Raw genomic sequence first — 26,019 nt, 5'->3', positions numbered from 1 at the left:
CGCTAACACGCATCGATATACATAACGCTCACGACGCGGCGGGAAGTTCCCGTCCGCCTCCACTGTGCCGCTTACACTCACGGAATGGCCATGCCCGACGACCACTCTGTTCGAGCCTGGGCGCCCGGCTCCCGACAGCGTGGTCCCTTGGCCTCCTCTGTGCCCCCAGCTGCATGCCCTGCCCCCTACACTGGCGCACCGTGATGCAACCGTGATCCGATTCGACAACGTCAGCAAGACCTACCCGAAGCAGCCGCGCCCCGCGTTGCACGACGTCTCCCTCGAAGTGGAGAAGGGTGAGTTCGTCTTCCTCGTCGGGTCCTCGGGCTCGGGTAAGTCCACCTTCCTGCGGCTGGTCCTCAAGGAGGAACGGCCGTCCCTGGGCAACATCTTCGTGGCGGGCAAGGACCTCGGCCGACTGTCCAACTGGAAGGTGCCCGCGCTGCGCCGCCAGGTGGGCACGGTCTTCCAGGACTTCCGCCTGCTGCCGAACAAGACGGTGTACCAGAACGTCGCGTTCGCGCTCGAGGTGATCGGCAAGCCTCGGGGCACGATCCGCAAGGTGGTACCGGAGGTTCTGGACCTGGTGGGGCTGGGCGGCAAGGAGGAGCGCATGCCCGGCGAGCTGTCCGGTGGTGAGCAGCAGCGGGTGGCGATCGCCCGGGCCTTCGTGAACCGGCCGATGATCCTGATCGCCGACGAACCCACCGGCAACCTCGACCCGCAGAACAGCGTCGGCATCATGAAGCTGCTCGACCGGATCAACCGGACGGGCACCACGATCCTGATGGCCACGCACGACCAGGCGATCGTGGACCAGATGCGCAAGCGCGTCATCGAGCTGGAGCAGGGCCGACTCGTCCGCGACCAGTCTCGCGGCGTGTACGGCTACCAGCACTGATCCACCGGACCACCCCGGCGCGGCAGTCCGGCCGCGCCCCTAGCGACTAGGACATCATGCGCGCCCAGTTCGTCCTCTCGGAGATCGGAGTCGGTCTCCGCCGGAACCTGACCATGACGATCGCGGTGATCGTCAGTGTCGCGCTGTCCCTCACGCTGGCCGGAGCGGGTCTGCTGCTGCGGGTTCAGGTGAACGAGATGAAGGACTTCTGGTACGACCGGGTCGAGGTCTCGATCTTCCTGTGCGGCAAGAGCGACCACGGACCCGGTTGTGAGGGCGGCGAGGTCTCGAACGAGCAGCGTGAGGGGTTCCGCGCGGAACTCAGCCGGATGCCCCTCGTGGAGAAGACCTACTACGAGACCAAGCAGGAAGCGTTCCAGCACTTCAAGGAGCAGAACAAGGAATCGCCGATCTCCGGCAGCGTGACCGCCGATCAGCTGCCGGAATCCTTCCGGGTCAAATTGAAGGACCCGACCAAGTACCAGGTGGTGGCGAGCGCGTTCCAGGGGCGTCCGGGCGTGCAGTCCGTCCAGGACCAGCGCAAGATCCTGGAGCCGTTCTTCAAACTGCTGAAGAACGCGCAATGGGCGGCGCTCGGCGTGATGGTCTTCATGCTCCTGGTGGCGATCCTGCTGATCGTCAATACCGCCCGGGTGTCCGCGTTCAGCCGCCGCCGGGAAACCGGGATCATGCGTCTGGTCGGCGCGTCGAACCTGTACATCCAATTGCCGTTCATCATGGAATCCGCGATCGCCGGGTTGCTGGGCGGTCTGATGGCGACCGGGTTGTTGAGCGCCGGGTTCTACTTCGGCGTGAAACAGGGGCTCGGTCAGCAGTTCAGCGCGTTCGATCTGATCGGCTGGGGTCCGGTGCTGATGACCCTGCCGTGGCTGATCGTGTTCGGCGCGGTGATGTCGGCGATCGCGTCGTTCTTCACCCTGCTGAAATACCTCAAGGTCTGAGCACCGGCCGGACACCGGGTACCCGAAGCGGCCCGAGAGCCCCGCAGCGCCACGGCGCGGCGGGGCTCTCGAACGTCTGTGTGCGTCCGGATGGGTTCCGTGTGGGTTCGTATTACTTCCATACCGGTGTGTTCAGTGGCAATTCATGTGTGTTCCGCGTTTCTTGTGATCATGCGCAGAATTCGGACCAGGCGACTCGGATTGTCGGTGCTCGTGGTGATCACGGCCGCCGCGGTGGGTTTCGTGCCCGCGTACGCGGACGGCGACGACGACGGTGACGTGCGGGCCCGGAAGCAGCGCGCCGATGTGGCGGCCCGGGACATGCGGGCCGACCTGGACGCGTCGCTGGCCCGGCTGAGCGCGGCGGAGAAGGCGTACGCCGAGGCCGAGGCGGCCGCGCCGGGCGCCCGGGCCGCGGCGGAGGCCGCCCGGGCGAAGGTGGCCGAGGCGCAGGCCCGTACCGCCGATCTGAGCCACGCCGTGGAGGTGGCGGAGGCCGCGGTGACCACCGCGGAGGGCGAGCTGCGCGACGTGGCCGCCTCGACCCAGGCGGTGCGCGACGACGTGGCGCAGCTGGTGGGGCGGGCGTACCGCAGCGGGCAGATGGCGCAGTTGTCGATGATCCTGCGCGCGCAGACCCCCGCGGAGCTGCTGAGCAGCCTGGAGAGCTATCGGCGCATGGTGCAGGCGGACCACGAGACCATCGCGCGTCTGGAGCGCACCCGGGACGCGGTGGACGCCCGCCGGGCCGAGCTGGAGCGGCGCCGCGAGGAGGCCCGGCGCAGGCACGCCGACGCCGGGCGGAACCTGGCCGAGGTGGTCGCGCTGGAGAAGACCGCGACCGAGGCGGCGGCGAGGGTGACCGCGCTCGGCGCGCAGCGTGAGCGCGCGCTGGCCACCGCGCGCGAGGAGAAGGCGGCCGACCAGCAGCGCTACGAGGCGATCCGCACCGAGCAGAAGCGGCTGACCGAGCTGGTCAACCGCAGCAACGCGCCCGCCCGCGGGGCCGGCCCGCAGACGTCCTCCTCGGCCACGGGCGGCGCGCTGTCCTACCCGGTCCGCGGTTCGATCAGCTCGGGCTTCGGGATGCGCTACCACCCGATCCTGGAGTACACGAAGCTGCACACCGGCACCGACTTCGCGGTCCCCGAGGGCACCGCGGTGGCCGCCGCCCGCGAGGGCACGGTGGTGCAGACCGGCTACAACGCGGCGTACGGCTACCGCGTCGTGCTCTCCCATGGGCGGGTCGGCGGCGTCGCGCTGACCACGACGTACAACCACCTGTCCCGGATCGCCGTGCGCGAGGGGCAGCGGGTGGCCCGGGGCGACCAGGTCGGCCGCTCCGGCAACACCGGCTGGTCCACCGGCGCGCACCTGCACTTCGAGGTGCTGGTGGACGGCGACTTCGTCGACCCGGCACTGTGGTTGTGACGGCCGGGCCGGCTCCGGGGTAATGGGCTTGCGGCCATGCGCGAGAATGCAGGGATCATGGCGAAAGAGATCGGGCGCAAACTCATCGCCCAGAACAAGAAGGCGCGGCACGACTACCTGATCGAGGACACCCTCGAAGTCGGGCTCGTGCTGACCGGCACCGAGGTCAAGTCGTTGCGGGCCGGCAAGGCGTCCCTGGTGGACGGCTTCGCGAGCATCGACGGCGGCGAGGTGTGGCTGCACAACGTGCACATCTCGGAATACTCCCAGGGCACGTGGACCAATCACACGGCGCGACGCAAGCGGAAGCTGCTGCTGCACCGGCACGAGATCGACAAGCTGGTCCAGTCGACCCAGGAGACGGGTCACACGCTGGTCCCGCTGAGCCTGTACTTCAAGGACGGCCGGGCGAAGCTCGAACTGGCGCTGGCCAAGGGCAAGAAGAACTACGACAAACGACAGACCCTGCGCGAACAGCAGGACAGGCGGGAGACGGAACGCGTGATGTCCAAGTACGTGCGCGGCCGTCGGCAGTGAACCGGCGGCGAGGGTGACCGGCGGGGAATGAAGTGGACCGGTCCGACGTTGGACCGTACGATGTGCCTGGTTCGGCTCGAGCATGTGTGGCGAGTCGGGCCGTTCGAGCAGGACACCCTCGGGTGGTTGCTTGAAAATTCAATAGGGGGTGATCGGTTTCGACTGCGGCTGTCGAAGCAGAGGAAGCGAGCCGAGGAAGCGACAATGATCTCGTTAACCATATGTCGCAAACAAATAATCGCCGATACCAAGCGCGATTCCTTCGCCCTCGCTGCCTAAGCGAGTATCCGAAGGTGTCAGACCGGGTGCGTCCCCGCCCCGGACCCTGGCATAATCTAGGGGACTTCACCGCCCGACCCGGTTACGGGGTCGTTCGGGACAAAAAACAGTAACTGGGCCCGTCGGTGTCTTGTCCACGTGAACACCGGGGCCGAGAAAATCGTTGTGGACTGCGCTCGGAGAAGCTCTGGTTCCGCACCGTAGGACGCGGGTTCAATTCCCGCCACCTCCACCCCTGTTGAAAAGATCGACGCGAAGAGCCCGGTGTGTCCGCACACCGGGCTCTTCGCGTTCGCTCACCGTGCACCGAAGCTCGTCAATAGATCCCGATGACGTAGCTCGTCCAGCCGTGCTCGCCGATGTTCACGCCGGGTTCGTGGGTGGTCGGCTTTCCGGCGTAGTAGTAGAGGATGCCCTCGTTTCCGGCTCCGCCGGGGCCGGTGGCGAACAGGTCGGGTGTCTCGCTGCCGGGAGTGGGCACCCATACTCGCCCTTGGGTGCGGGTCTCGACCGTGCCCTGGTTGTTGCCAGAGGAGGCGAGCAGCGGGCGATTGGCGGGGTTCCATCCGGCCGAGCCGTAGACGGCGCGTTCGCCGATCCCGTAGCTGCCCTGGCCGGTGGGTCGGGTACCCGGGTAGAGGAAGAGCTTGCCGAAATCGCCGTCGGCGGGGTTGTCGGAGCGTAGGCGGCCGATCAGGTCCGGAACGCCGTCCCCGTTGATGTCGCCGGGCGCGATGACGTCGAAAGCGCTCCAGCCCCCACCGGCCACCCGGGTGCGTTTGGCCAGGTCCACTCCGCCGTTGGGGTCGCCGGGGTAGATGAACAGGTCGTCGCCGCCTTCGATGGTCACCAGATCGGGATATCCGTCTCCGGTGGCGTCGCCGGGGGTGAGGATCTGTAGTCCGGCGGGCCAGTTGCCGCCGCCGGGGTGGGGGATTTCCTTGCGGGTGTAGGGGTCGGGGATGCCCGTGCCGTCGTTGGGGTACAGGATCAGCCGGTAGGTGCCGTCCGGTTGGGGCAGGGCGGCGAAGTAGTCCTCGAAGCCGTCGGGCGGCGCGAACTGTGTGGTGTAGGGGCCGGTGAAGTCGCCGCGGTGGGCGAGTTTGACGCCGGCCCAGCCCCAGCCGATCTGGTAGCCCTCTCCCAGGGGGCGTTCGGCGATGCCGGGGTACAGGCGCAGGATGCCGTCGTTGGAGATGGTGACGACGTCGGGTCGACCGTCTCCGGTGAGATCGCCGTCGCGGTCGTCCCAGTCGCCGGTGTCGATGGAGTCGACTCCGGTGACCCAGTCGACGGGTTGGGTCTTGATCGTGACGGCGTCGCCGTCGGCGGGGACGGTGGCCCAGTCGAACTGATGGTCCAGGTCGTTGTTGCCGACGTTCAGGAGCGAGCGGTTTCCGGCCTTGTCGTACGCGCGGACGTAGAGGCGGGATTCGGGGAATCGACCCGGCGTGATGGTGATGTCGGCGATGTAGTCGTCGGTGTCGGTTGTGTCGGGGTCGGGCCGGGCGGGGACCGATATGCCGCCTTCACAGTCTCCGTTGCCTGTGGACAGGTATCTGTTCAGCAGGTAGCAGAACGACGTGACGCCGACGTTGTCGCGGGCTCGCAGGCGCAGTACGCGCGGTGTGCGCGCGGGTGCCTGGGCGATGTCGATGCGTTTGCCGTCGATGGGGGTGACGGTGGGTTTGGCGGGTGCGCTCTTGTCGACGGTGAAGCCGCAGTGGGCGGTCCAGCCGGTGTCGACGAGGTTGTCGGAGCCGTGCACGATCCATTTGTAGCGGTGGCCGTCCTGGAGGGCGGCGATGGGGATGGTGACGTGGGCGAGGCTGTTCTGGGCGACCTCGACGACGGGGTCGCTTACTCCGCCGCCGGCGTACTCCCAGAGGGAGAAGCCCACCTGGACGTTGCCGCCGTCGGGGTCGGAGACGCGGGCGGTCAGGGTGATGTCGGTGTTGCCGATGGTGGGCCAGGTCGCGGGGTCGGCGTCACATCGGAGGTTGACATTGCCGGCGCCGCCGGGGTTCCACGGGCTGAGCCAGGCGGAGCTCTCCTCCAGGTGCGGCGGCCTGTTGTAGGTGACCTCGAGGTACGGGTTGTTGGCGAACTTCTTCCAGGTCAGCGGGTCCTTGCCGGTGGCACCCGGGGCCCGGAGTCCGAGGGTGATGTTCTCCCAGTTGCCGTTCGCGGCCTGCTGGACCGCGTTCTTGACCTCGTCGGCGTTGAAGTCCTCTCCGGCCGGGGTGCATCCGGCGCCCCAGCCGTGTGCGAAGTTCTTGGTCTGGAGTGTTCGGACCCAGGTGGGCCGGTTGTTCCACGTGGTGGCCGAGGTGATTTGATCGGTGAGGCCGAGTTCGACGGAGCGGGCGGTGCAGCTCCACGACTTCTCGTTGAAGAAGTTGACGTTGGCCGAGATGATCGTCGATCCGGCGAGGCCGTCGGTGTTGAGTTCGAAGTAGGACTCGGCGGTGCCATAGCTGCGTGCGGTGGAGTCGTTCTCGTAGCCGACGCGGGCCTGTTTGTCGTCGAAGTGCTGGCCGTTCCAGTAGGACGTGGACGCCGCGCCGGCGTCGTTGTCGCGTTTGTAGGCGATGGTCCAGTCCTCGCGCCAACCGTCGGAGAAGACCGGATCGACAACGACGGGGAAGACCGTGTCCGCGGCGGCGAGCAGGGCGGCGTCGGGAGTGAGCTTGAGCGTGTCGGACTCGACGCTCACGGCCACCGGTACGGCTTTGACCGGGGTGTCCGCCGGGTCCACGCCTCGCGCTTCGCCTTCCGCCGCGACGGCGGTCCGTCCGGCCGCCGCGGTGGACACGCCGCCCCACATCGAGGGTGGTGGGGCCTTGAACACCGGTGTGCCCGCGGTGTCCTGCGCGACCAGGCCGCCATCCGCCCTGGTCGTCAGGGTCAGGCCGTTGCCGGCGACCGCGTAGCGAACTTCCTTGAGGGCGGGATCGGCCGCGGCCTCCCGGGTCTTGACCACGAGGTGTTGCGTGACACCGTCCACGTCCGCGATCAACTTCAGGTCGATGCCGGGAAGGACTTCGGGGTAGGTCGCCGTCGCGCCGTCCACTCGGGGCTCGGGCAGTGGTGTCGGCCAGGAGAGCGACAGGCTCTTGCCGCCCTTGGTCATGGTGGCCAAAGCGCCCCGGCCCCCCGCCGAGAACGAGATGCCGAAGACCGGCGCGACGGGTGCGATCCGGCCGTCCGACCCCATGCGCAGCGTCGCGTCGACGGGTTGCCAGTCCCCGCCGATGTTCGTGCGCACCGGGCGCAGGTGTTGTCGACGGGTGACCGTTCCATCCGGATTGGCCCATTCCTCGACGGTCGGTGTGCGGGCGTCGACCTTTTCGACCGGCCGCCCGGTCGCCTTGGCGCGCGCGTACGCGTCCGAAGGCGGCTTGGGGCTCGCGTCGACCGGTTGAACGGCACTCGCGTCGCGTTGCTCCGCGGCCGGTGCGGACTGGGTCGCGGAGACGGTCCATAACGCCGCCAGGGCAAGGATTGCCGAGCCCTTGCGCAGGGCCGAGGCTCGTCTTCGATCTCGGGTATACACGGTGATCCCCCTCATACATACCGCTGAATTCGGTGCCTGCCGTGCCGGTGTCATCACCGAAACCGCCCCCCCACTTTTCGGCCACGACCCGTCCGGATCGCGACAGGACATCACCATCGGGCGTGTGGCCTTTTCCCCCGGAGTCGACGGAGAGTGCCCGCCCGGCCGCCGCAGCCTAGCGACGGCATTGAGGGAAACGAAGGGCGCGAAGGGCTTGCTCGTGAATGAGCCGTCTCGTCCGTTTCCGGTGACGTTCAAATGGTTGGGACGGTTTGACATCGATTTCCGGTACAGTCGAATCGGAATTCGATCTTTTATTTTCCGTACAGACTCCCGAGCGGTCGAAAAGGTTGTCTTCCGAATAGCGGTTCCCGCTTGCTATTTTGCGCTGGCTCGTGATCGCCCGGGTCGGAGCGGAACTGGTGGGGGTTCAGGTGTCCGGACTCGATGGGGGACGATTCGTCGCGGGCGTCGCCGGCGGCCCACGCCGTCGACTGCTCGGAGCCGGTGTCGCACTCGCGCTCATGGGCACGCTGATCGCGGCGACTCCCGACGGCGACGGCTCGACGTTCAAGGCGCGCAAACCGCAGCAGGAACGCTCGATCGACGGCACGCGGGTGCCGGTCGACCCGAATCGACCTCCCGGCGAGTCGGTACGCAACGCGACTCCACCGGCCGCGGTCCCGAGCTGGCCCCGAGGCGGGCGGGCGGTCGTCGACATCGGGTTATCTCCGCCGCAGGCACGGGCGGACGGCACGGACAACGCGCGATCAGCCCTGGTCCAGGCAACCGGTCTGCCGGTACGGGTCGGGTCCCCAGCCGCCTCCGTCTCGACCGATACCGCGTCTCGATCGGCCGCAGCCACCTCCCCGACCCGCCTCGCCGTCCAGGTCGAGGGGCGCGAGGCGGTTCGGCGTGCGGGACTGGACGGTCTGCTGTTCTCGCTGCGGCGCGCCGACGGCGCGGAAGTGCCGGGCACCGTCGCCGTGGAGGTCGACTACGGCCCGTTCCGCTCGGCGAACGGTGCCGGATGGGCCGACCGTTTGCACTTGGCGCAATTTCCCGCGTGTGTACTGACCACGCCGGAGATCCCCGAGTGCCGGGTCGGCGTGCCGCTGCCGACCCGCAACGACGCCAGGGGCGGCACCCTCTCGGCGGACGTCCGGGTGATCCCGGACACGTCGTCGTCGGACCCGGCGCGCTCCGCGGCGGGCCCGCAGGACACCGGGAGCGTTTTCGCGGTCACGGCCGGAACGGCCGGGAACAGCGGTGACTTCAAAGCCACCTCGCTGGCCCCGTCCGGTTCGTGGGCGGCGGGCGGCAACGCGGGCAGCTTCACCTGGAACACCCCGATTCCGCTTCCGCAGGTGCCCGGCTCGCTCGTCCCGGGTCTCGCGCTCGGCTACTCCTCGGCGAACGTGGACGGCCGAACTTCGGCGACGGCCAGTCAGCCCTCGGTGATCGGCGAGGGTTGGGGCGGTCTCGAACAGGGCTTCGTGGAACGGCGTTACCGCAACTGCAAGGACGACAAGGACACGCCGGGATCGAACACCACCAAGGACGGCGACCTGTGCTGGATCGGCGGCCAGTACGTCGTCATGTCCCTGAACGGCAAGTCCACCGAACTCGTTCGTGACGAGGCGTCCGGCGCCTGGCGTCCCGCCGCCGACGACGGCTCCCGGATCGAGCACCTCACCGGCACGAACGCCGACACGGCGAACGGCGACGACGGCGACGCGGTGGACGGGGCCAACGAGTACTGGCGCGTGACGTCGACCGACGGAACCCAGTACTGGTTCGGCAAGAACCGCCTGCCGACCTGGACCGCGGGCAAGCCCGAGACCAACTCCGTCTACACCGAGCCGGTCTTCGGCAACAACCCGGGTGAGCCGGGTCATCAGGCCGCGTTCGCGGATTCGGCCAAAACCCAGGCGTGGCGCTGGAATCTGGACTTCGTCACCGACGTCCACGGCAACGCGAGCGTGTACTACTTCGCCAAGGAAGAGAACTTCTACGCGAAGAACGGCGCCACGACCGCCACCGCCGGCTACACCCGCGGCGGCTACCCGATCCGGATCGAGTACGGGCACCGCGCCGACCGGATCTACTCGGCGCCCGCACCGGCGAAGGTCGAGTTCGGCTACGCCGAGCGTTGCCTGAGCGCGTGCGACACCTTCGACAAGGACCACGCCGAGAACTGGCCCGATACCCCGGTCGATCTCAACTGCGAGAGCGGCAAGACCTGCTACGTCGCATCGCCCACGTTCTGGACCCGCAAGCGACTCACCCGGATCGACACCTCCGTGTGGTCCGGCACCGGTACCGCCTACACGCCGGCCGACGGTTGGGCGCTGGAACAGACCCTGCCGGGCAGCGGGGACCGCGGTGGCCGAGCCCTGTGGTTGTCCTCGATCACCCGCACCGCCAAGGCCCCCGGGAGCGCGCCGATCACCCTCCCGCCGATGACCTTCGAGGGCACCCTGATGCCCAACCGGGTCGACGGCGCCGAGGGTCTGCCCCCGCTGTACAAGTACCGCCTGACCCGGATCGCCTCGGAGACCGGCGCCGATACGCTGATCGACTACTCGGCCCCGGACTGCACCACCGCGAACCTGCCGACGGCCGATACCAACACCCGCCGCTGCTATCCCGTTTGGTGGACTCCGGACGGATACACCGCACCGCTCAAGGACTGGTTCCACAAGTATGTCGTGACCCGCGTGCAAGAGGACGACCTGGTCGCGGGCGACGGATCGCCGACCACCGTCACCGCCTACGAATACGTGGGACCGGTCGCCTGGCACCGCGACGAGGACGAGTTCACGCTCGACAAACACCGCACGTGGAGCGAGTTCCGCGGCTACGGCGCGGTACGCGTGCGCAAGGGCGCGGGCAATCCGACGCTGACCGAGACGATCTTCTTCCGCGGTATGGACGGCGACAAACTCGCCGACAACAGCGCCCGGTCCGTTCAAGTCCAGGGGATTCCGGACCGCCCGGAGTTCAACGGAAGTGTCCGCGAGGAGATCGGGTACGACAAGGACACCGCGCTGGGCGGAGCACCGGCGACGTCGAAGGTCAACGAACCGCAAGTGCTCCGCGAGACGGCCACCCGACCGCGCCGGGCGGGCCTGCCGGCGCTGACCGCCCATCAGGTGCGTCCGCTGTCGGAGACGGTCAAGGTCAGGTTGTCGACCGGGAGTTGGCAGTCCAGGAAGACCACGCACACCTACGACTCGGACGGCCTGTCGGTGACCTCCGGTGACGAGGGCGACGCGTCGGTGACGGGGGACGAGTCGTGCACCCGCACGACCTACGTGCGGTCCGATCGCACCGCGTGGCTGATCGCGTTCCCGGCCTCCGAGCAAACCGCAGCGGACGGGTGCTCGGTCCCGGCCACGCCCGCGAACATCATCGCCGAGTCCCGAAACTTCTACGACAACCGGGCACTCGGGGAGCCGCCCGCGGCGGGCATGGGCAACGTCACCCGCCGAGAGGGGCTGGAGCGCTTCGAAGGCACCACGCCGGTGTACGGCGTCGCCGCGGTGACCACGTACGACGTCTACGGTCGGCCGCTGAGCGTGGTGGGCGAGGACGGACAGAGCAATTCCACGGCCTATGTGCCCGCCGAAGGTGCCACGCCTCGGGAGATCCGGGTCACCAACCCCCGGAACTGGACCGGCAGCACGCAGATCGACCCCGTGCGTGGGCTGACCCTGAAGTCGGTGGACGTCAACGGGCGCGGCTCGACGAGTGCCTTCGACGCGTTGGGCCGGCTGACCTCGGTCTGGCTGAACGGGCGCCCGACGAGCGCACCCGCGAACATGCTCTACAGCTACGCCGTCAACCAGGCCGCGCCCAGCGTGGTGACCACCAGGACGCTGCTGGACGACGGCTCGTATCACACCGAACTCACGGTCTCCGACGGACTGCTGAGGCCCCGTCAGACACAGAGTCAGGTCGCCGACGGGCGGGTGGTCACCGACACCTTCTACGACGACCAGGGACGCAAGAACAAGCAGAACGCCGGGTACTTCAACCGCAACCCACCGGCTCCGGAACTGCTGTCGGTGGCGGACAACCAGATCCCGTCCCAGACCGTCGTCGAGTTCGACGGAATGAGCCGGGAGACGGCCTCGGTGTTCAAGTCCGCCAATGTCGAACGGTGGCGCACGACCACGCTGCACGGCGGCAACTGGATCGCGACCGTCCCACCGGCCGGCGGGACCAGTGTCCTCAAGATCACCGATGTCCTGGGCCAGACGGTCGAGGTCCGCGAGTACAAGGACGCCAATCCGGCCGACGGTGCCCCGGTGCCCGCCTTCGACGCACCGCCCTCGGCCTTCGACGCCACTCGATACGGGTACGACAAGGCGGGAAATCGCACCAGGGTCGTCGACGCGGGCGGGAACACCTGGACGTACGAGTTCGACCTGAGAAGTCGTCAGGTCAAGACGACCGATCCCGACCAGGGCGTCTCGACCCGTACCTACGTACCGTCCGGCGAGCCGGGTGCGGACCAGGTGAGGACGAGCACCGACCCGCGTGGACAGACCGTCGCCTACACCTACGACGAATTGGGCCGCAGGACCTCGTTGCGCGACGGCGGTCAGACGGGGGCGCTTCGGGCCGAATGGGGATACGACCCGCCGGGTGCCCTCGGGCTGGCCCGCTCGTCCACCCGGATCGCCAACGGTCTGCGCTACGTCTCGGAGACCATCGGATACGACCCGGCGGGACACCCCACCGGTGTCAAGGTCACCATCCCGTCGGCGCCGGGCGAGGAGAAGCTGGCCGGGGAATACACCACGACCAGCACCTTCACCGACGGCATCGCGCTCTTGGACACGATGACCTACAGCCGGTCCTGGGGCGGGTTGCCGGCCGAGACCCTGAACTACGGCTACACCAAGTTCGGTCTGGCGAATTCGCTGGCCTCCGGCAACACCCACTACGTCGGCGGCACCGTGTACTCGCCCTTCGGCGAGCCCATCCAGACGCAGTTCGGCAACGTCGGCCGACGCACCATCACCTCGATGTCGTACGCCGAGGACACCCGCCGGCCGGTGCGCACCGTCACCGACCGGGAGGCGGCCGGGCCGCAGACGCTCGACGATCTGAACTACACGTACGACCAGGCCGGGAACATCGTCCGGATCGCCAATGTCCGCGACGACGCCACGGCTTCCGATACGCAGTGCTTCGGGTACGACTACCGCCGGCGGATGACCGAGGCCTGGAGCGGCATCGACAACTGCGCCAACGGCCCGGCCGCCGGCACCACGCCCCGGGTCGGCGGCATCGACGCCTACTGGACGTCGTACACGTTCGACGCGGTCGGCAACCGCGTCGGCGAGAAGCAGCACGACCCCGCCGGCGTCATCGCCAAGGACGTCACCCGTACCTACAACACCCAGGGCCATCGACTGAACTCGGTCGACACCACCGGCCCCGGCGGCAGCAACCGTACGTCCTATGGCTACGACCCCGGCGGCAACACCACCCGGCGCACCGTCAACGGCGACGACCAGGCCATGACCTGGGATCCGGAGGGACGCCTCGCCACCTCGACGACCGGGGTCGGGGCCCAGGCCAAGACCGGCAGCTTCGTCTACGACCCCGACGGCACGAGGCTGCTGAGGCGCGAACCCGACGCGGTCACGTTGTACCTGGGGACCACCGAACTCAAGCTCGACCGGGTGACGAACACGGTCACCGGGACCCGGTACTACCCGGGAGCGGGGGGCACGTTCGTCCGTACCTCCACCGGTCAGAACTCCGTGCTCGTCACCGACCACCACGGCACGAGCCAACTCGCGATCGACTACGCGAGCCGGAACTTCACCCGGCGCGCGTCCATGCCCTACGGCGACCCGCGCGGGACCCAGCCGGCCGTATGGCCCGACGACAAGGGCTTTCTGGGCGGGCCCAAGGACTCGTCCACCGGGCTGACGCATCTGGGCGCGCGCGAGTACGACCCCGGCGTCGGCCGCTTCCTGTCCCGCGACCCGGTGACCGTCGCCGACGACTCGGCACAGCTCAACCCGTACACCTACGGCGGCGGCAACCCCGTCGGCAACACCGACCCCAGCGGCATGGGTTGGGGCAAATTCTTCAAGAAGGCGGCCAAGGTGGCCGCCGTCGCGGTCGCCGTCGCGGTGGTCGTAACCGTCGTCGTGGCCGCGCCCATCCTCATTCCGGCGGTCGCGGGTGCGGCGGCGGCGGGTGCCGGGGTGGCGGGGCTGGCCGCGGCAGGGGAATTGGGGATCGCCGCGGCGGCCGTCTATGTCGGGTCGGAGGCCCTGAGCGAGGGCCGCAAGCCCGCGACCGGCCGCAAGACCGACGACAAATGCGACCGGAACAGCTTCCCCGGTGACACCCCGATCCTGCTGGCCGACGGGTCGACCAAGCGCATCGACCAGGTCCGGCTCGGTGACCGGGTGGCGAACACCGACCCGGGGGTCGTGGAGGCCGACGGCCGGGTCCAGAGCCACGCGGTCGGTGCCGTCCATGTCACGGACGAGGACAAGGCGTTCGTCGACATCACGGTCGACGGCGGCGAGGGTCCACGCACGATCACCGCCACGGCGGACCACCGCTTCTTCGACGCCACCACGCAGGCTTGGGTGGCGGCCAAGGACCTCGTGCCGGGGGAGGAGCTACAGACTCCGGGCGGGCGCGTGGCGGTGCGGACCGTTGCCGAGCGGCCGGGGAATGTCCGCACGTACAACCTCACGGTCGACAACGTACATACGTACTTCGTCGGAGCCGGGGATACGGCCGTCCTCGTTCACAACGACAGTTGCGAACATGTGGTCCTCGGGATGAACCCCTACTCCGACAAGCTGGCGTACGACATTCGTAAAGGTGAGAACGTACAGCAGGATCAGGATTCGTCGGCTCGGACTTTCAACAAGACCTTCCCCGGCAATGAAACAAGCGGGGATATCAGTAAGGAAAGTCCGTATTGGGCCAACTGGATGACCGGCGTGCACCAGGCGGTAAACAATCAATCGGTATCGTTGACGATCACTCTCGAGGGGGTGGAGGGGAAAAGTACCGAGGAGCGCATCGTGAATACGATGCTTCGTGGAATGTGGGCCACGCGACAGGGGCCCGAGATGGTGTACAAGGGGGGTGACGATCTGGGCGGATTCGGCACGGCATGGGAATTGGTGGTCGTAAAGCTCGCCATAGCGAACGACAACCGTACCTGGGGATCGATCATTTGGTACGACACTGTCAACGGGGTCCGTCAGCGGGTCTATCCAGCGGAGCCGAATTGGCGAAAGATCAATGAGAAGTTCGATAGCGCGGTCTCCAGATCCGCAGGCTCGGAGCGACGACTCGGCATGCTGCTCGGCGCCATCGTGGGCGCGATCGTGGGAGCCTTGACCAAGGACGAGCGGTAGTGGCCGAGACCCCGGGGACCTTCATGCGGCGAAGCGTTGATCGGCCCGGGCGGGCCGAGGCATGGGGAGGCGGGCTGGTTCGCAATCCGGCGGCCCCCGTGTCCGTGCTGTCGCGGCTGTTGGAGATGGATCCGTTTCCCGAGCACGGGCACCGACTGGCGTGGGTGTCGTGGCCCAGGGAACTCTTCGAACGGGTCGTGGTGCATCCGGATCCGGTGGCCCGCGCCAAGGTTTTGGAGAATCGGAACCTGCCGGCGGACCTCTTCGCCGGCATGGCCTTCGATTCGGATCCCGAGGTGCGCTTGATCTGTGCGGTCAACGCCGGGGAGTTCGGTGTGCCGATGCCGGCCGAGGCGATCGCGGCGCTGTGTGCGGCGCCCGAGGCATCGACACGGTACTGGGCGGTCATGCACCGGGATACGCCGGACGAAGTGCGGATGCGGCTGGTCGAGGATCCGGAAGCCAAGGTGCGGTACGCGGCGCTGCACGAACGGATCTGGGGTCGGTTGCGGCCCGAGGTTCGGGAGGCGCTGCGACGTGACCCCGACGCCCACATCCAGGAATGGATCTCGGACTTCGAAGCGACCGAGGAACGGGGCTCCGATTCCGCCGGCGCGGAAGAGGACCCGGAGAAGAGCCGCTGGGAGCTCGCGGAGGAGCCGGAACTCGCCGACGAACTCGCCCGCTCCCTGATCCGGGACGAGGACGTCGAAGTGCGTCGGGCGGTCGCCCGGAACCCGGCGTTGAGCACCGAACTGGCGTTGTCGATGGCCGCCGACCCGGACAACGGGGTCCGCCTGGCGGTGTCCACCCGGGAGGACCTGACCGAGGAGCAACGCGCCCTGATCGACTACACGATCCCCGAAGGCCGGCAGCGGGGCCTGGGTTGGATCCGAAGCCGGCTCGACGACCCCGACGTCGTACGGCGGGCCGCGACCTCCGGGCACGTGCTGCTGCGGCGCAACGCCGCCGAAGCCGCCCACCTGCCGCCGGACCTCCTGGCGCGTCTCGCCGCCGATCCGGACTACTTCGTCCGGTTGACCCTGTGCCGGGCGAACGACGACGCGCCCTCGGAATTGCTCGTGGACATGTACGCCAGTGGGGGATGGGGATACCTGGTGCTTCGGCCGAACTTCCCCACCGTCGGCATGGCCCGATACGCCGACGACCCGAACCCGCGGTTGCGCACGGTCTCGCTGCGGGATCCCGAGATCGCGCCGGATGTGATCGCACGCCTCACGCGCGACCCGGTCGAGTGGGTCCGCGAATCCGCGATCACCGACCCGCGGCTGCCCCTCGACCGGCTGCTCGAACTGCTCGACGACCCCGGGACCGCCGCCGTCGCGGCTCGAAATCCCGGGCTCGGCGAAGAGCGCATGCACGCGATGTTGGACGCCATCCTGGAGGCATAGCGCGACCCGGGCGCCAAAAAGCGGCGGCCCCCTCGGGGCCGCCGCTTTCGTGGTCGAGGACACCGACCCGCCAATGCTCGCCTCTCGGCAAGTGGTCCCTCGTAGGGACTAATGGTTGGGCCCGGGGGCTTGGATCGAGCCGGTGTCGTCGACCAGCGTAACCGACCCTCCCGCCGACGCCGGGAGATCGGCGAAGGACGAGGATCACAGTTTGCGTGGCCGGGGGGTCCGGGTAAGGCGGGCTCCCGGTCGCCCCGGTCGGCACGCCGATGTCCACGAAGTGAGACCATCGGGAGCGATGCGACGTCGTGGGAAACGGGCGTCGCAGCGATCGGAGGAGAAAGAGTTCATGCCCGCAGCGCCCAGCGCCTCGTACTCGATCACGGCTCGACTGGAGGTCCCCGCAGGGGGCCCGTCGGTCAGTCGGCTCACCAACACGGTGGAATCCGCCGGGGGGTCGATCACCGCGCTCGACGTCACCGCGTCCGGCCACGAGCGCCTGCGGATCGACGTCACGATCGCGGCGACCTCGACCGATCACGCCGACCGGCTCGTGGAGGCGATCCGCGAGATCGAGGGCGTCACCCTCGGCAAGGTCTCGGACCGCACGTTCCTGATGCACCTCGGCGGCAAGATCGAGATGCAGTCCAAGCACCCGATCCGCAACCGCGACGACCTCTCGATGGTCTACACCCCGGGCGTGGCGCGAGTGTGCCTGGCCATCGCGGAGAACCCGGACGACGCGCGCCGGCTGACCATCAAGCGCAACACCGTCGCGGTGGTCACCGACGGCTCCGCGGTGCTCGGCCTGGGCAACATCGGCCCCAAGGCCGCGCTGCCGGTCATGGAGGGCAAGGCGGCCCTGTTCAAGCGCTTCGCGGGGATCGACGCGTGGCCGATCTGCCTGGACACCCAGGACCCGGACGAGATCGTCCGGGCCGTGCAGGTGATGGCGCCGGGCTTCGCCGGGATCAACCTGGAGGACATCTCCGCGCCGCGCTGCTTCGAGATCGAGCGCCGGCTGCGCGAGACGCTGGACATCCCGGTCTTCCACGACGACCAGCACGGCACCGCGATCGTGGTGCTCGCGGCGCTCACCAACGCGCTGCGGGTGGTCGGCAAGAAGATCCAGGACGTGCGCATCGTCATGTCGGGCGCGGGCGCGGCCGGCACCGCGATCCTCAAGCTGCTCCTCTCCGCGGGCGCGGGCCACGTGGTGGTCGCGGACGTGCGCGGCGTGGTGCACACCGGGCGCGAGGACCTGGGTACGGACCTGCGCTGGATCGCCGAGCACACCAACGAGCAGGGCCTGACCGGCACGCTCAAGGAGGCCGTGGTCGGCGCGGACGTCTTCGTGGGCGTGTCGGCGCCGAACGTACTCGACGGCTCCGACATCGCCGCGATGGCCGCCGACTCGATCGTGTTCGCGCTGGCCAACCCGGATCCCGAGGTGGACCCGGCGGCGGCCCTGGAGCACGCCGCGGTGGTCGCCACCGGGCGCAGCGACTTCCCCAACCAGATCAACAACGTGCTGGTCTTCCCGGGCGTCTTCCGCGGTCTGGTGGACGCGCAGAGCCGGCACATCAGCGACGACATGCTGCTCGCGGCCGCGCGGGCGCTGGCGTCGGTGGTCTCCGACGACGAAGTGAACCCGAACTACATCATCCCGAGCGTTTTCCACCCGGAGGTCTCCTCGGTGGTCGCGGCGGCGGTGCGGGACGCGGTGTTGGCGGAGCGTCAGAACCCTGCGGGATGATCGTCGTACTGTCGGTCCGTATCCCGGTTGCGGGGCCCCCCGAACGGCCCCGTAATCTGCCGGAACCGCGAAATCACGGGGCTTTCCCAGTGATTTGGCGTGTCCTTGATTAGCTTCCGGGCATGGATGAGTGCAGGATTCGTCCCCGGGGCAAGAACAGCGAGTTGGACTGAACCACGTTTGCGACCACGTTCCGTGGTCGTCGGCGGAGGTCAGCAAGACACGGGAGTGACACATGAACCGCAGTGAGCTGGTGGCCGCCCTCGCGGAGCGCGCCGACGTGACCCGCAAGGACGCGGACGCCGTACTGAGCGCGCTCGCCGACGTGGTCGGCGAGATCGTCGCCAAGGGCGACGAGAAGGTCTCGATCCCGGGCTTCCTCACCTTCGAGCGCACCCACCGTGCCGCCCGCACCGCGCGGAACCCGCAGACCGGCGACCCGATCGACATCCCCGCCGGCTACGGCGTCAAGGTTTCGGCGGGCTCGAAGCTCAAGGCCGCGGCCTCGGGCAAGTAAGTCCGTAGCAGCCCCGGTGGAAACCGGAAGGGCGGCTTCCCTCGCTGGGGAAGCCGCCCTTCCGGCGTTGTGGGGCCCGAGCGGCCCGCGCGGCCCTCCTCGGGCCCCTGAGGCCCCGGGAAGGGGCCATCGTGATCCGAGGGGCCGCGGGAAACGGCCGACGAACGGTTAGGCGACGCTCTCGGCGACCCGCATCGGCAGCTCCACGCGGGCGCCCAGGGCCTCCAGCTTGGCCTGGAAGTCCTCGTAGCCGCGTTCGATCAGGTCGATGCCGGTGACCCGTGAGGTGCCCTCCGCGGCGAGCGCGGCGATCAGGTACGAGAAACCGGCCCGCAGGTCCGGGATGTCCAGGTCGGTGGCGTGCAGCTTGGCCGGCCCGGAGATGACCGCGGAGTGCTGGAAGTTGCGCTGGCCGAACCGGCAGGGGGTACCGCCCAGGCACTCGCTGTAGAGCTGGATCGTGGCGCCCATCTGGTTCAGCGCCGAGGTGAAGCCGAGCCGCCGCTCGTACACCGTCTCGTGCACGATGGACAGGCCTGTGGCCTGGGTCAGCGCGACCACCAGCGGCTGCTGCCAGTCGGTCTGGAAGCCGGGGTGTACGTCGGTCTCCAGGGCGATCGCGTTCAGCGGCCCGCCCGGGTGCCAGAAGCGGATGCCCTCGTCGTCGATCGAAAACGCGCCGCCGACCTGCCGGAAGACGTTCAGGAACGTCATCATGTCCAGCTGGCGGGCGCCGCGGACGTAGATGTCACCGTGCGTGGCCAGCGCCGCACAGGCCCAGGACGCGGCCTCCAGTCGGTCCGGCAGGGCGCGGTGGTCGTAGCCGCCGAGCTTGGCGACGCCCGTGATGCGGATCACCCGGTCGGTGGTGACCGAGATGATCGCGCCCATCTTCTGGAGCACGCAGATCAGATCTATGATCTCCGGCTCCACCGCCGCGTTGGACAGCTCGGTGGTGCCCTCCGCGCGCACCGCCGCGAGCAGCACCTGCTCGGTGGCGCCCACGCTGGGGAACGGCAGCCGCACCTTCGCGCCCTCGAGGCCGTTGGGCGCCTCGATGTAGAGCCCCTCGGGGCGCTTGGTGATCACCGCGCCGAACTCGCGCAGCACGCTCAGGTGGAAGTCGATCGGCCGGTCGCCGATCATGCAGCCGCCCAGGTCCGGGATGAACGCGCGGCCGAGGCGGTGCAGCAGCGGGCCGCAGAGCAGGATCGGGATGCGGCTGGAGCCGGCGTGCGCGTCGATGTCCGCGACGTTGGCCTGTTCCACCTGGGTGGGGTCCATCAGCAGTTCGCCGGGCTCGTCGCCGTCGCGCACCGCGACGCCGTGCAGTTGCAGCAGGCCCTTGACGATGCGTACGTCGCTGATCTCCGGGACGTTGCGCAGTCGGCTCGGCGCCTCGCCCAGGAGCGCGGCCACCATCGCCTTGGGCACCAGGTTCTTGGCGCCCTTGACCCGAACCTCGCCTTCCAGCGGGGAACCGCCGTGAACCAAGAGCACGTCGTCTTGCATGAATCCTCGCACTTCTGTGGGTGCCGGAACCGACAGGGAAGATGGGCCGACAGCGCTACACGGTAGTCGGATCCGCGTCGGTCCCGTGGCGGGTTGGGGTGCCGAAGGGCCCGGGGAAAAGGGTCTTTGGGCCCGTGGACGAGGAGCGGGGATGGCCGGGGGAACGAGGGGTGGCAGGCTCGCGTACTGCGCGTTCGCGGTGGCGGTGCTGGTGAATCTCTACCTCCTGTTCAATCCCGGCAGTCCGGGTGACCCGGCGCCGTTCGTTCCACATCGTGACAAGATCGTGCATTTTCTCTCCTTCGCCGCCATTGCCTGGACGGGTCGGCGTGTCGGAATCGGTGCGCTGCCGCTCGGCGCGCTGCTCGTGGGGCACGCGGTGGAGAGCGAGCTGGTCCAGCACTTCCTGCTGCCGCACCGCAGCGGTGACCCGTTCGACGTGCTCGCGGACGTGTGCGGGATCGGCGCCGGACTCGCCCTCGCCGGCCGACTTCCTCGCCGGGCGGCGCACCCTGACGCGGCGGTTGCGGGATCATGAGCCCTATGACCGAGGTATCGCTCACCGGACGCCTGCTCGTGGCCACGCCCGCGCTGGCCGATCCGAACTTCGACCGGTGTGTGGTCTTCCTCCTGGAGCACGACGAGGACGGCACTCTCGGCGTGGTGATCAACCGACCCAGCCCGGTGGACGTCGACGACGTGCTCGTGCCGTGGTCCAAGATCGTCAGCGAGCCGTCCGTGGTGTTCCAGGGCGGGCCGGTCGCGATGGACTCGGCGCTGGCCATCGCCTCTGTGCCGGGCGGCGCGGAGCCGCTGGGGTGGCGTCGGGTGCACGGCGGTCTCGGGCTGGTGGACCTGGACGTGCCGCCGGAGCTGGTGGCCGCCGACTTCGGGTCGATGCGGGTCTTCGCGGGCTACGCGGGGTGGGGTCCCGGGCAGTTGGAGACCGAGCTGCGGTCGGGCGCGTGGTACGTGGTCGACTCCGAGCCGGGCGACGCCTTCACGCCGACGCCGGATCGGTTGTGGCGGGCGGTACTGCGGCGGCAGGTGGGCGAGTTGGCGATGGTCGCCACGTACCCGGAGGATCCGACGCTGAATTAGCGCGGTTGTGGGGGCGGCCGGAGGGGTGGTCGGGAGCGTGGCCGACGGTGGGTCGCGGGTGCGCTCGGCGCTCGCGCGCACGCGCTGATCGATGCGGTCGGCGTCTGGCTATCCTGGTGGGTATGACCACTCCCCAGAGCTTCCCGGAGCCGGAGCACGGGACGGGCACCGGCACGCTGATCGAGGAGACGCCGAAGCTCTCCCACGGCGACGGTGACCACGAACGCTTCGCGCACTACGTCCAGCGCGACAAGATCATGGAAAGCGCGATGTCCGGGAGCCCGGTCATCGCTCTTTGCGGGAAGGTCTGGGTACCGGGTCGCGACCCGAAGAAGTACCCGGTCTGCCCGATGTGCAAGGAGATCTACGAGACCATGCCTGCGGGCGGGTCGGGTGACAAGGACAAGAGCGGTGGCAAGAGCGGCGGCAAGCAGTAGCGGTCGCGGCAGCAGCAGTCGCTGAGGTGTGCGTGGGGCGTCGGCCGATTCGGTCGGCGCCTCTTGCGTTGCGTTGTGGTTCGGGTGGGTGCGGGTGGTGCCGGTCGGGGCGGGATTCGACGCGCTTTTCACCCGTTGTGTTTTGGTTCCGGGGCCCGGTTCGCCGGGTGGGGTTTCGGGTTGGCTCAAATCTCGGCCGGGTCCGCTCGTTCGGTGGCCGCGTGGCAATAGGGTGGGCGGCGCTGTGGACGCGACGATCTTGATGCCGTTGTCGCTCGACGAGGCGGTGGACGCCCTCGCGCGCGATCCCCGGGCACTGCCGGTGGCCGGGGGGACCGACCTCATGCCCCGTGTCAACGCCGAACTGGTGCGACCGTCGGCCCTGGTGGGCCTGGCGAAGGTCGCCGACCTGCGGCGATGGGGTTACGAGGACGGCTTCGCCATGCTCGGCGCCGGGCTCACCTGGGCCCGGCTCGCGGACGCGGACCTGGCGGCGCTCGTCCCGGCGCTGGCCGCCGCCGCCAACGAGGTGGGCACCGCGCAGGTCCGCGCGATGGGCACGCTCGGCGGCAACATCCTCGCGAGCGGCCGGCCCGCCGACTCGCTGCCCGTACTCGCGGCCCTGGAGGCCACCGTGTCGTGCCGTTCGCCCGGCGGGGTGCGCGAGGTCGCACCGCACCTGCTCGAACCCCGGTCCGGTCCGATCGCCGAACAGCTGTTGCGACCGGGGGAGTTGATCACCGGCGTGCGGGTGCCGCTGCTGCGCGGGGTACAGGAGTTCGTCAAGGCGCCGGTGGGCGCGGGCCGGTATCTCACCCTGGCCCTGGTGGCCGGGCCCGTGGTCGGCGACGTGCGCTGCGCGGTCGGCGGGGCGCACCCCGGGCCGGTGCGCGCGTTCGAGGCCGAGCGGTGGTTGGCGGGGCGGATGGACGCGCGTACCGGGCGGCTTTCGGACGTGCGCGACGCGGCCGACTTCGGCCGGCTCGTCGCCGACGAGGTGCGCCCCGAGGCCGAGCAGCGGGCCGCCCGGGCGCATCTGCGGCACGTGGTCGCGGTGTGCGCGCGGCGCGCGGTACAACGGGCGTTCGGCGGATGAGCGGGCCCGGATTCGGGGACGTCCTCGGGGGCGACACGACCCCGACGACGTCGTACGTGCTGCGGGTCAACGGCGAGGCCCGGCTGATCGAGAACGCCTGGATCGGCGAGAACCTGCTGTACGTGCTGCGCGAGCGGCTCGGCCTGCCCGGCGCCAAGGACGGCTGCGGGCAGGGCGTGTGCGGCACCTGCACCGTGCAGTTGGACGGGGTCGCGGTGGCCGCGTGCCTGATCGCCGCGGCCACGCTGGGCGATCGTGAGGTCCGCACCATCGAGGACCTGGACAACGACCCGGAGACCGCCGACGTACAGCGCGCGCTGATCGAGGCCGGCGCGGTGCAGTGCGGGTTCTGCGTGCCGGGCGTGGTCGCGTCGGTGTGCGCGCTGCTGGCCCGGGTGGCCGAGCCGAGCGACGTGGAGATCCGGCGGGCGCTCGACGGGCACCCGTGTCGGTGTGCGGGGCCGCATCCGATGGTGGACGCGGTGCGGATCGCGGCGCGCCGGCGGGTACCGCGGGAGACCCACTCGACGATGATGTTCAACGTGATCGCGCCGCCGACGTCCGGCGGCGCCCAGTGAGCGGGCGGACCCGGTGATCGGCGAATCCGCGCCGCGCCCCGACGGCGACGCGAAGGCCCGGGGGCGGTTCTCGTACACCGGCGACCTGTGGGCGCCGGGCCTGCTGTGGTGCGTGCTGGTGCGCTCGCCGCATCGGCACGCGCGGATCCTGGGCATCGACGCCGGGGCGGCCTACGCGGTGCCGGGGGTGCGCGGTGTGGTCACCGCCGCCGACCTGCCCGCCGGGGCGTGCCACGGGGCGATCGTGGCGGATCGGCCGGTCCTGGCCGACGGTGTGGTGCGGTTCGCCGGGGAGGCGGTCGCGGCGGTGGCGGCGGAGACGTTGCAGGCGGCGCAGGCCGGCGCCGCGGCGGTGCTGGTGTCGTACCAGCCGCTGGAGCCGGCCGTCGACCCCGAACACGCTTTCGCCGGGCCGCCGTTGCATCCGGACGGGAATGTGCTGCGGCACATCGCGTTGCGGCACGGGCGGCCGGTCAGGGTGCGTCGGGACGGTACGCCCGTGGAGGAGGTGGTGGTCGAGGGGCTGTACGAGGTGCCGGCGCAGTATCAGGCCAATCCGGCCACGGACGCCGCGCTTGCGCTGCCCTCGCCCGACGGCGGGGTCGAGTTGCACGTGGCCACGCCGTATCCGCACGCGGACCGCGATCAGGTGGCCGAGTGTCTGGGGCTGCCGGCCGGGATGGTCCGGTTGATGCCCACCGGCGCGGGCGGCTCCGGGGGCAGTCGCGAGGACGTCGGACTGACCGCCGTGGTGGGGCTGTTGGCGCTGCGCACGGGGCGGCCGGTCAAGGCGGTGCTCGATCGGGACGAGTCGCTGCGCGCGGGCGGGCATCGGCACGCGGCGCGGATGAAGTACACGCATCGGGCGGACCGGGACGGCCGGCTGCTCGCGGTGGAGGCGCAGATCATCCTGGACGGCGGTGCGTACGCCGGGGTGTCGGCGGAGGTCGTCGGGCGGTTGATCGGGTGTGCGGCGGGGCCGTACATGGTGCCGTACGCGGCGGTGGACGCGTGGGCGGTGCGGACCAACAACGCGCCGGCCGGGGCGATGCGGGGGCCGGGCGCGGTGCAGGTGTGCTTCGCGCACGAGGCGCAGATGGACAAGCTGGCGGACGCGCTGGGGATGGACCCGGTGGAACTGCGGCTGCGCAACGCGCTGAGTACCGGGACGATGTTGACGACGGGTCAGGTGCTGGACGGGCCGGTGCCGGTGGGGGTGGCGTTGCGGGCGGTGGCGGAGGCGGCGCCGCCGGCGGTGGCGCCCGCGCCGGGGACGTTGCGCGGGACGGGGTACGCGGTCGGGCTGATGCCGCTGCTCGGGATCGAGGGGGCCGACGAGTCGTCGACGGCGACGGTGCGGCTCGACGGCGGGGTGGTGACGGTGACGTGCGCGGCGGTCGAGGTCGGGCAGGGCTTCGTGACCCTGGCGCGGCAGATCGTCGACGAGGTGCTGGGGGTGCGGGACGCGATCGTGCTCCAGGCCGGGACCGCGCTGCCGACGGCGGGGGCGCCGGGGGTGGGGCGGCATACGTGGCTGACCGCGGGGGCGGTGGAGCAGGCGGCGCGGGAGATCCGGGAGCGGTTGTTGGCGCCGGTGGCGGCGCGGTACGGGATGACGGCGCGGTTGCTGGACGTGCGCGACGGGCGGATCCGGTCCTACGACGGGCTGATCGACCTGCCGGTGGATGTGATGTACGAGGACACGGCGACGGTGACCACGGCGGGCGCGTGTCGGGCGCCGAGCACGGAGCCGTTGGACGACGCGGGGCAGGGCAACGCGTACCCGGCGGTGGCGTTTTCGGCGTGTCGGGTGGTGGTGGACCTGGATCCGGAGCTGGGCACGATCCGCGTGGTGGATGTGACGGGGGCCTACGACGCGGGGCGGGTGCTGGATCCGGCGCAGGCCCGGGTGCGGGTGGAGAGTTCGGTGGCGATGGGGGTGGGGCTGGCGCTGACGGAGGACGCCGACGCGGTGTGGGCGCCGCCCGGGCCGTGGGATGTACCGCCGGTGCGGGTCGCCGCGTGGATCGAGGAGCCCCAACCGGGCGCCCCCTTCGGCGCGAAGGGCCTCGGCGACGCCGCGATCGTCCCGGTCCCGGCCGCCCTGGCCGCAGCCGTCCGCAACGCCACAGGCCTGGAACTCCCCCGCCTCCCCATGCGCCCAAGAGACGTAGTGGTGGACTGACGCCGCCCGCCGGCCCCGCCTCGGGCAGACGCAGACCGCGCCTCCCGGTGCGTTACGCGCGCCCATCCGGGGCGCTACATGACGGAACGCACCCGGGTGCCGCCCACCCGGCGCTTCCAGGCGCGAAGACGCTCGGACCCGTGAGCCGCCTCACCCCACCGAGCCCCGAACCCGCCACACCCGGCGGGCCTCGCCCCGCCGCGTCCGTGCCGCCGGCCGCGTCCGCCCCGGCTCGGGCCCGACGTCCCGCGCCGTCGTGAGGATGTGGCCCTCGCCGTGGCCGGTCGCCGTTCCCGTGTGCGAAGGGATGTGGCCCGCCTTGGGTGTGGTCGTTGAGAAGGTGGGGT

At 69.8% G+C, this 26,019-nt stretch carries 16 protein-coding genes and 1 other RNA gene; 15 read left to right on the top strand and 2 right to left on the bottom strand.

Translation table 11 applies throughout. The annotated features are described in order from the left end of the window. Positions 1-211: 211 nt before the first annotated feature. The 5 genes from ftsE to ssrA all read left to right on the top strand — a co-directional run bounded on the left by ftsE (position 212) and on the right by ssrA (position 4,345). Positions 212-901, top strand: coding sequence for a cell division ATP-binding protein FtsE (ftsE, locus tag ACMXN5_RS11815; protein ID WP_078977036.1), 690 nt, complete (start codon positions 212-214; stop codon positions 899-901). A gap of 56 nt (positions 902-957) precedes the next feature. Further along, the gene (ftsX, locus tag ACMXN5_RS11810; protein ID WP_078977037.1) at positions 958-1,863 is read left to right on the top strand and encodes a permease-like cell division protein FtsX; all 906 of its coding nucleotides are present in this window, start codon (positions 958-960) and stop codon (positions 1,861-1,863) included. A gap of 171 nt (positions 1,864-2,034) precedes the next feature. Then, a complete protein-coding gene (locus tag ACMXN5_RS11805; protein WP_439675222.1) occupies positions 2,035-3,294 on the top strand; it encodes a peptidoglycan DD-metalloendopeptidase family protein in 1,260 nt (419 codons plus the stop codon). A gap of 57 nt (positions 3,295-3,351) precedes the next feature. Further along, entirely contained in the window at positions 3,352-3,831 is a 480-nt protein-coding gene (gene smpB / locus ACMXN5_RS11800; RefSeq protein ID WP_439677990.1) for an SsrA-binding protein SmpB, read from the top strand. A 144-nt stretch (positions 3,832-3,975) separates the two neighbouring features. Continuing rightward, positions 3,976-4,345, top strand: a transfer-messenger RNA (tmRNA) gene (ssrA, locus tag ACMXN5_RS11795). 81 nt (positions 4,346-4,426) lie between these two features. Here the strand turns inward: ssrA and ACMXN5_RS11790 are convergent. Further along, a complete protein-coding gene (locus tag ACMXN5_RS11790) occupies positions 4,427-7,666 on the bottom strand; it encodes an FG-GAP-like repeat-containing protein (RefSeq protein ID WP_439675221.1) in 3,240 nt (1,079 codons plus the stop codon). 395 nt (positions 7,667-8,061) lie between these two features. Here ACMXN5_RS11790 and ACMXN5_RS11785 point away from each other — a divergent pair, with 395 nt between their 5' ends. The 4 genes from ACMXN5_RS11785 (at position 8,062) to ACMXN5_RS11770 (ending at position 18,763) form a co-directional block, all read left to right on the top strand. After that, complete coding sequence (locus ACMXN5_RS11785; RefSeq protein WP_439675220.1) at positions 8,062-15,078, top strand: RHS repeat-associated core domain-containing protein; 7,017 nt, start codon at positions 8,062-8,064, stop codon at positions 15,076-15,078. Positions 15,079-15,176: 98 nt separating this feature from the next. Next, a complete protein-coding gene (locus tag ACMXN5_RS11780) occupies positions 15,177-16,490 on the top strand; it encodes a hypothetical protein (RefSeq protein WP_439675219.1) in 1,314 nt (437 codons plus the stop codon). Positions 16,491-16,839: 349 nt separating this feature from the next. Next, positions 16,840-18,246 (top strand): NAD-dependent malic enzyme, encoded by a 1,407-nt coding sequence (locus ACMXN5_RS11775; RefSeq protein ID WP_078977039.1) that lies wholly within the window; start codon positions 16,840-16,842, stop codon positions 18,244-18,246. Between the two features lie 235 nt (positions 18,247-18,481). Next, positions 18,482-18,763: an HU family DNA-binding protein gene (locus ACMXN5_RS11770; protein WP_020553331.1), complete on the top strand. Its 282-nt coding sequence runs from the start codon at positions 18,482-18,484 to the stop codon at positions 18,761-18,763. A gap of 168 nt (positions 18,764-18,931) precedes the next feature. Here the strand turns inward: ACMXN5_RS11770 and murA are convergent, their stop codons facing one another. Continuing rightward, positions 18,932-20,275, bottom strand: a complete 1,344-nt coding sequence (gene murA, locus ACMXN5_RS11765) for a UDP-N-acetylglucosamine 1-carboxyvinyltransferase (RefSeq protein ID WP_126643613.1) — start codon at positions 20,273-20,275, stop codon at positions 18,932-18,934. Positions 20,276-20,426: 151 nt separating this feature from the next. Here murA and ACMXN5_RS11760 point away from each other — a divergent pair, with 151 nt between their 5' ends. From ACMXN5_RS11760 to ACMXN5_RS11735, 6 genes are all read left to right on the top strand, one after another. After that, a complete protein-coding gene (locus ACMXN5_RS11760; RefSeq protein ID WP_439675218.1) occupies positions 20,427-20,813 on the top strand; it encodes a hypothetical protein in 387 nt (128 codons plus the stop codon). Between the two features lie 5 nt (positions 20,814-20,818). Then, positions 20,819-21,376: a YqgE/AlgH family protein gene (locus ACMXN5_RS11755; RefSeq protein WP_078977041.1), complete on the top strand. Its 558-nt coding sequence runs from the start codon at positions 20,819-20,821 to the stop codon at positions 21,374-21,376. Between the two features lie 122 nt (positions 21,377-21,498). Next, on the top strand, positions 21,499-21,813 hold the full coding sequence (locus ACMXN5_RS11750) for a DUF3039 domain-containing protein (RefSeq protein ID WP_126643614.1): 315 nt from the start codon (positions 21,499-21,501) through the stop codon (positions 21,811-21,813). A 262-nt stretch (positions 21,814-22,075) separates the two neighbouring features. Continuing rightward, a complete protein-coding gene (locus ACMXN5_RS11745) occupies positions 22,076-22,909 on the top strand; it encodes an FAD binding domain-containing protein (RefSeq protein ID WP_439677989.1) in 834 nt (277 codons plus the stop codon). Continuing rightward, entirely contained in the window at positions 22,906-23,487 is a 582-nt protein-coding gene (locus ACMXN5_RS11740; protein ID WP_439675217.1) for a (2Fe-2S)-binding protein, read from the top strand. Before ACMXN5_RS11745 ends, ACMXN5_RS11740 begins: the two co-directional genes overlap by 4 nt. Positions 23,488-23,500: 13 nt before the next feature. After that, a complete protein-coding gene (locus ACMXN5_RS11735) occupies positions 23,501-25,672 on the top strand; it encodes a xanthine dehydrogenase family protein molybdopterin-binding subunit (protein ID WP_439675216.1) in 2,172 nt (723 codons plus the stop codon). The last annotated feature ends 347 nt before the right edge of the window (positions 25,673-26,019 follow it).

Source organism: Embleya australiensis (assembly GCF_051903075.1).
In the GTDB taxonomy this organism is placed as follows: Bacteria; Actinomycetota; Actinomycetes; order Streptomycetales; family Streptomycetaceae; genus Embleya.
This window is presented reverse-complemented; position numbering and strand designations above follow the sequence as displayed.

What these genes read in the sequence shown, in the direction of transcription:
- smpB (WP_439677990.1), top strand. Translation starts at nt 3,352, where the DNA reads ATGGCGAAAGAGATCGGGCGCAAACTCATCGCCCAGAACAAGAAGGCG.
- ACMXN5_RS11745 (WP_439677989.1), top strand. Translation starts at nt 22,076, where the DNA reads ATGCCGTTGTCGCTCGACGAGGCGGTGGACGCCCTCGCGCGCGATCCC.
- ACMXN5_RS11755 (WP_078977041.1), top strand. Translation starts at nt 20,819, where the DNA reads ATGACCGAGGTATCGCTCACCGGACGCCTGCTCGTGGCCACGCCCGCG.
- ACMXN5_RS11770 (WP_020553331.1), top strand. Translation starts at nt 18,482, where the DNA reads ATGAACCGCAGTGAGCTGGTGGCCGCCCTCGCGGAGCGCGCCGACGTG.
- ftsX (WP_078977037.1), top strand. Translation starts at nt 958, where the DNA reads ATGCGCGCCCAGTTCGTCCTCTCGGAGATCGGAGTCGGTCTCCGCCGG.
- murA (WP_126643613.1), bottom strand. Translation starts at nt 20,275, where the DNA reads ATGCAAGACGACGTGCTCTTGGTTCACGGCGGTTCCCCGCTGGAAGGC.
- ACMXN5_RS11740 (WP_439675217.1), top strand. Translation starts at nt 22,906, where the DNA reads ATGAGCGGGCCCGGATTCGGGGACGTCCTCGGGGGCGACACGACCCCG.
- ACMXN5_RS11760 (WP_439675218.1), top strand. Translation starts at nt 20,427, where the DNA reads ATGGCCGGGGGAACGAGGGGTGGCAGGCTCGCGTACTGCGCGTTCGCG.
- ACMXN5_RS11805 (WP_439675222.1), top strand. Translation starts at nt 2,035, where the DNA reads ATGCGCAGAATTCGGACCAGGCGACTCGGATTGTCGGTGCTCGTGGTG.
- ACMXN5_RS11775 (WP_078977039.1), top strand. Translation starts at nt 16,840, where the DNA reads ATGCCCGCAGCGCCCAGCGCCTCGTACTCGATCACGGCTCGACTGGAG.
- ACMXN5_RS11750 (WP_126643614.1), top strand. Translation starts at nt 21,499, where the DNA reads ATGACCACTCCCCAGAGCTTCCCGGAGCCGGAGCACGGGACGGGCACC.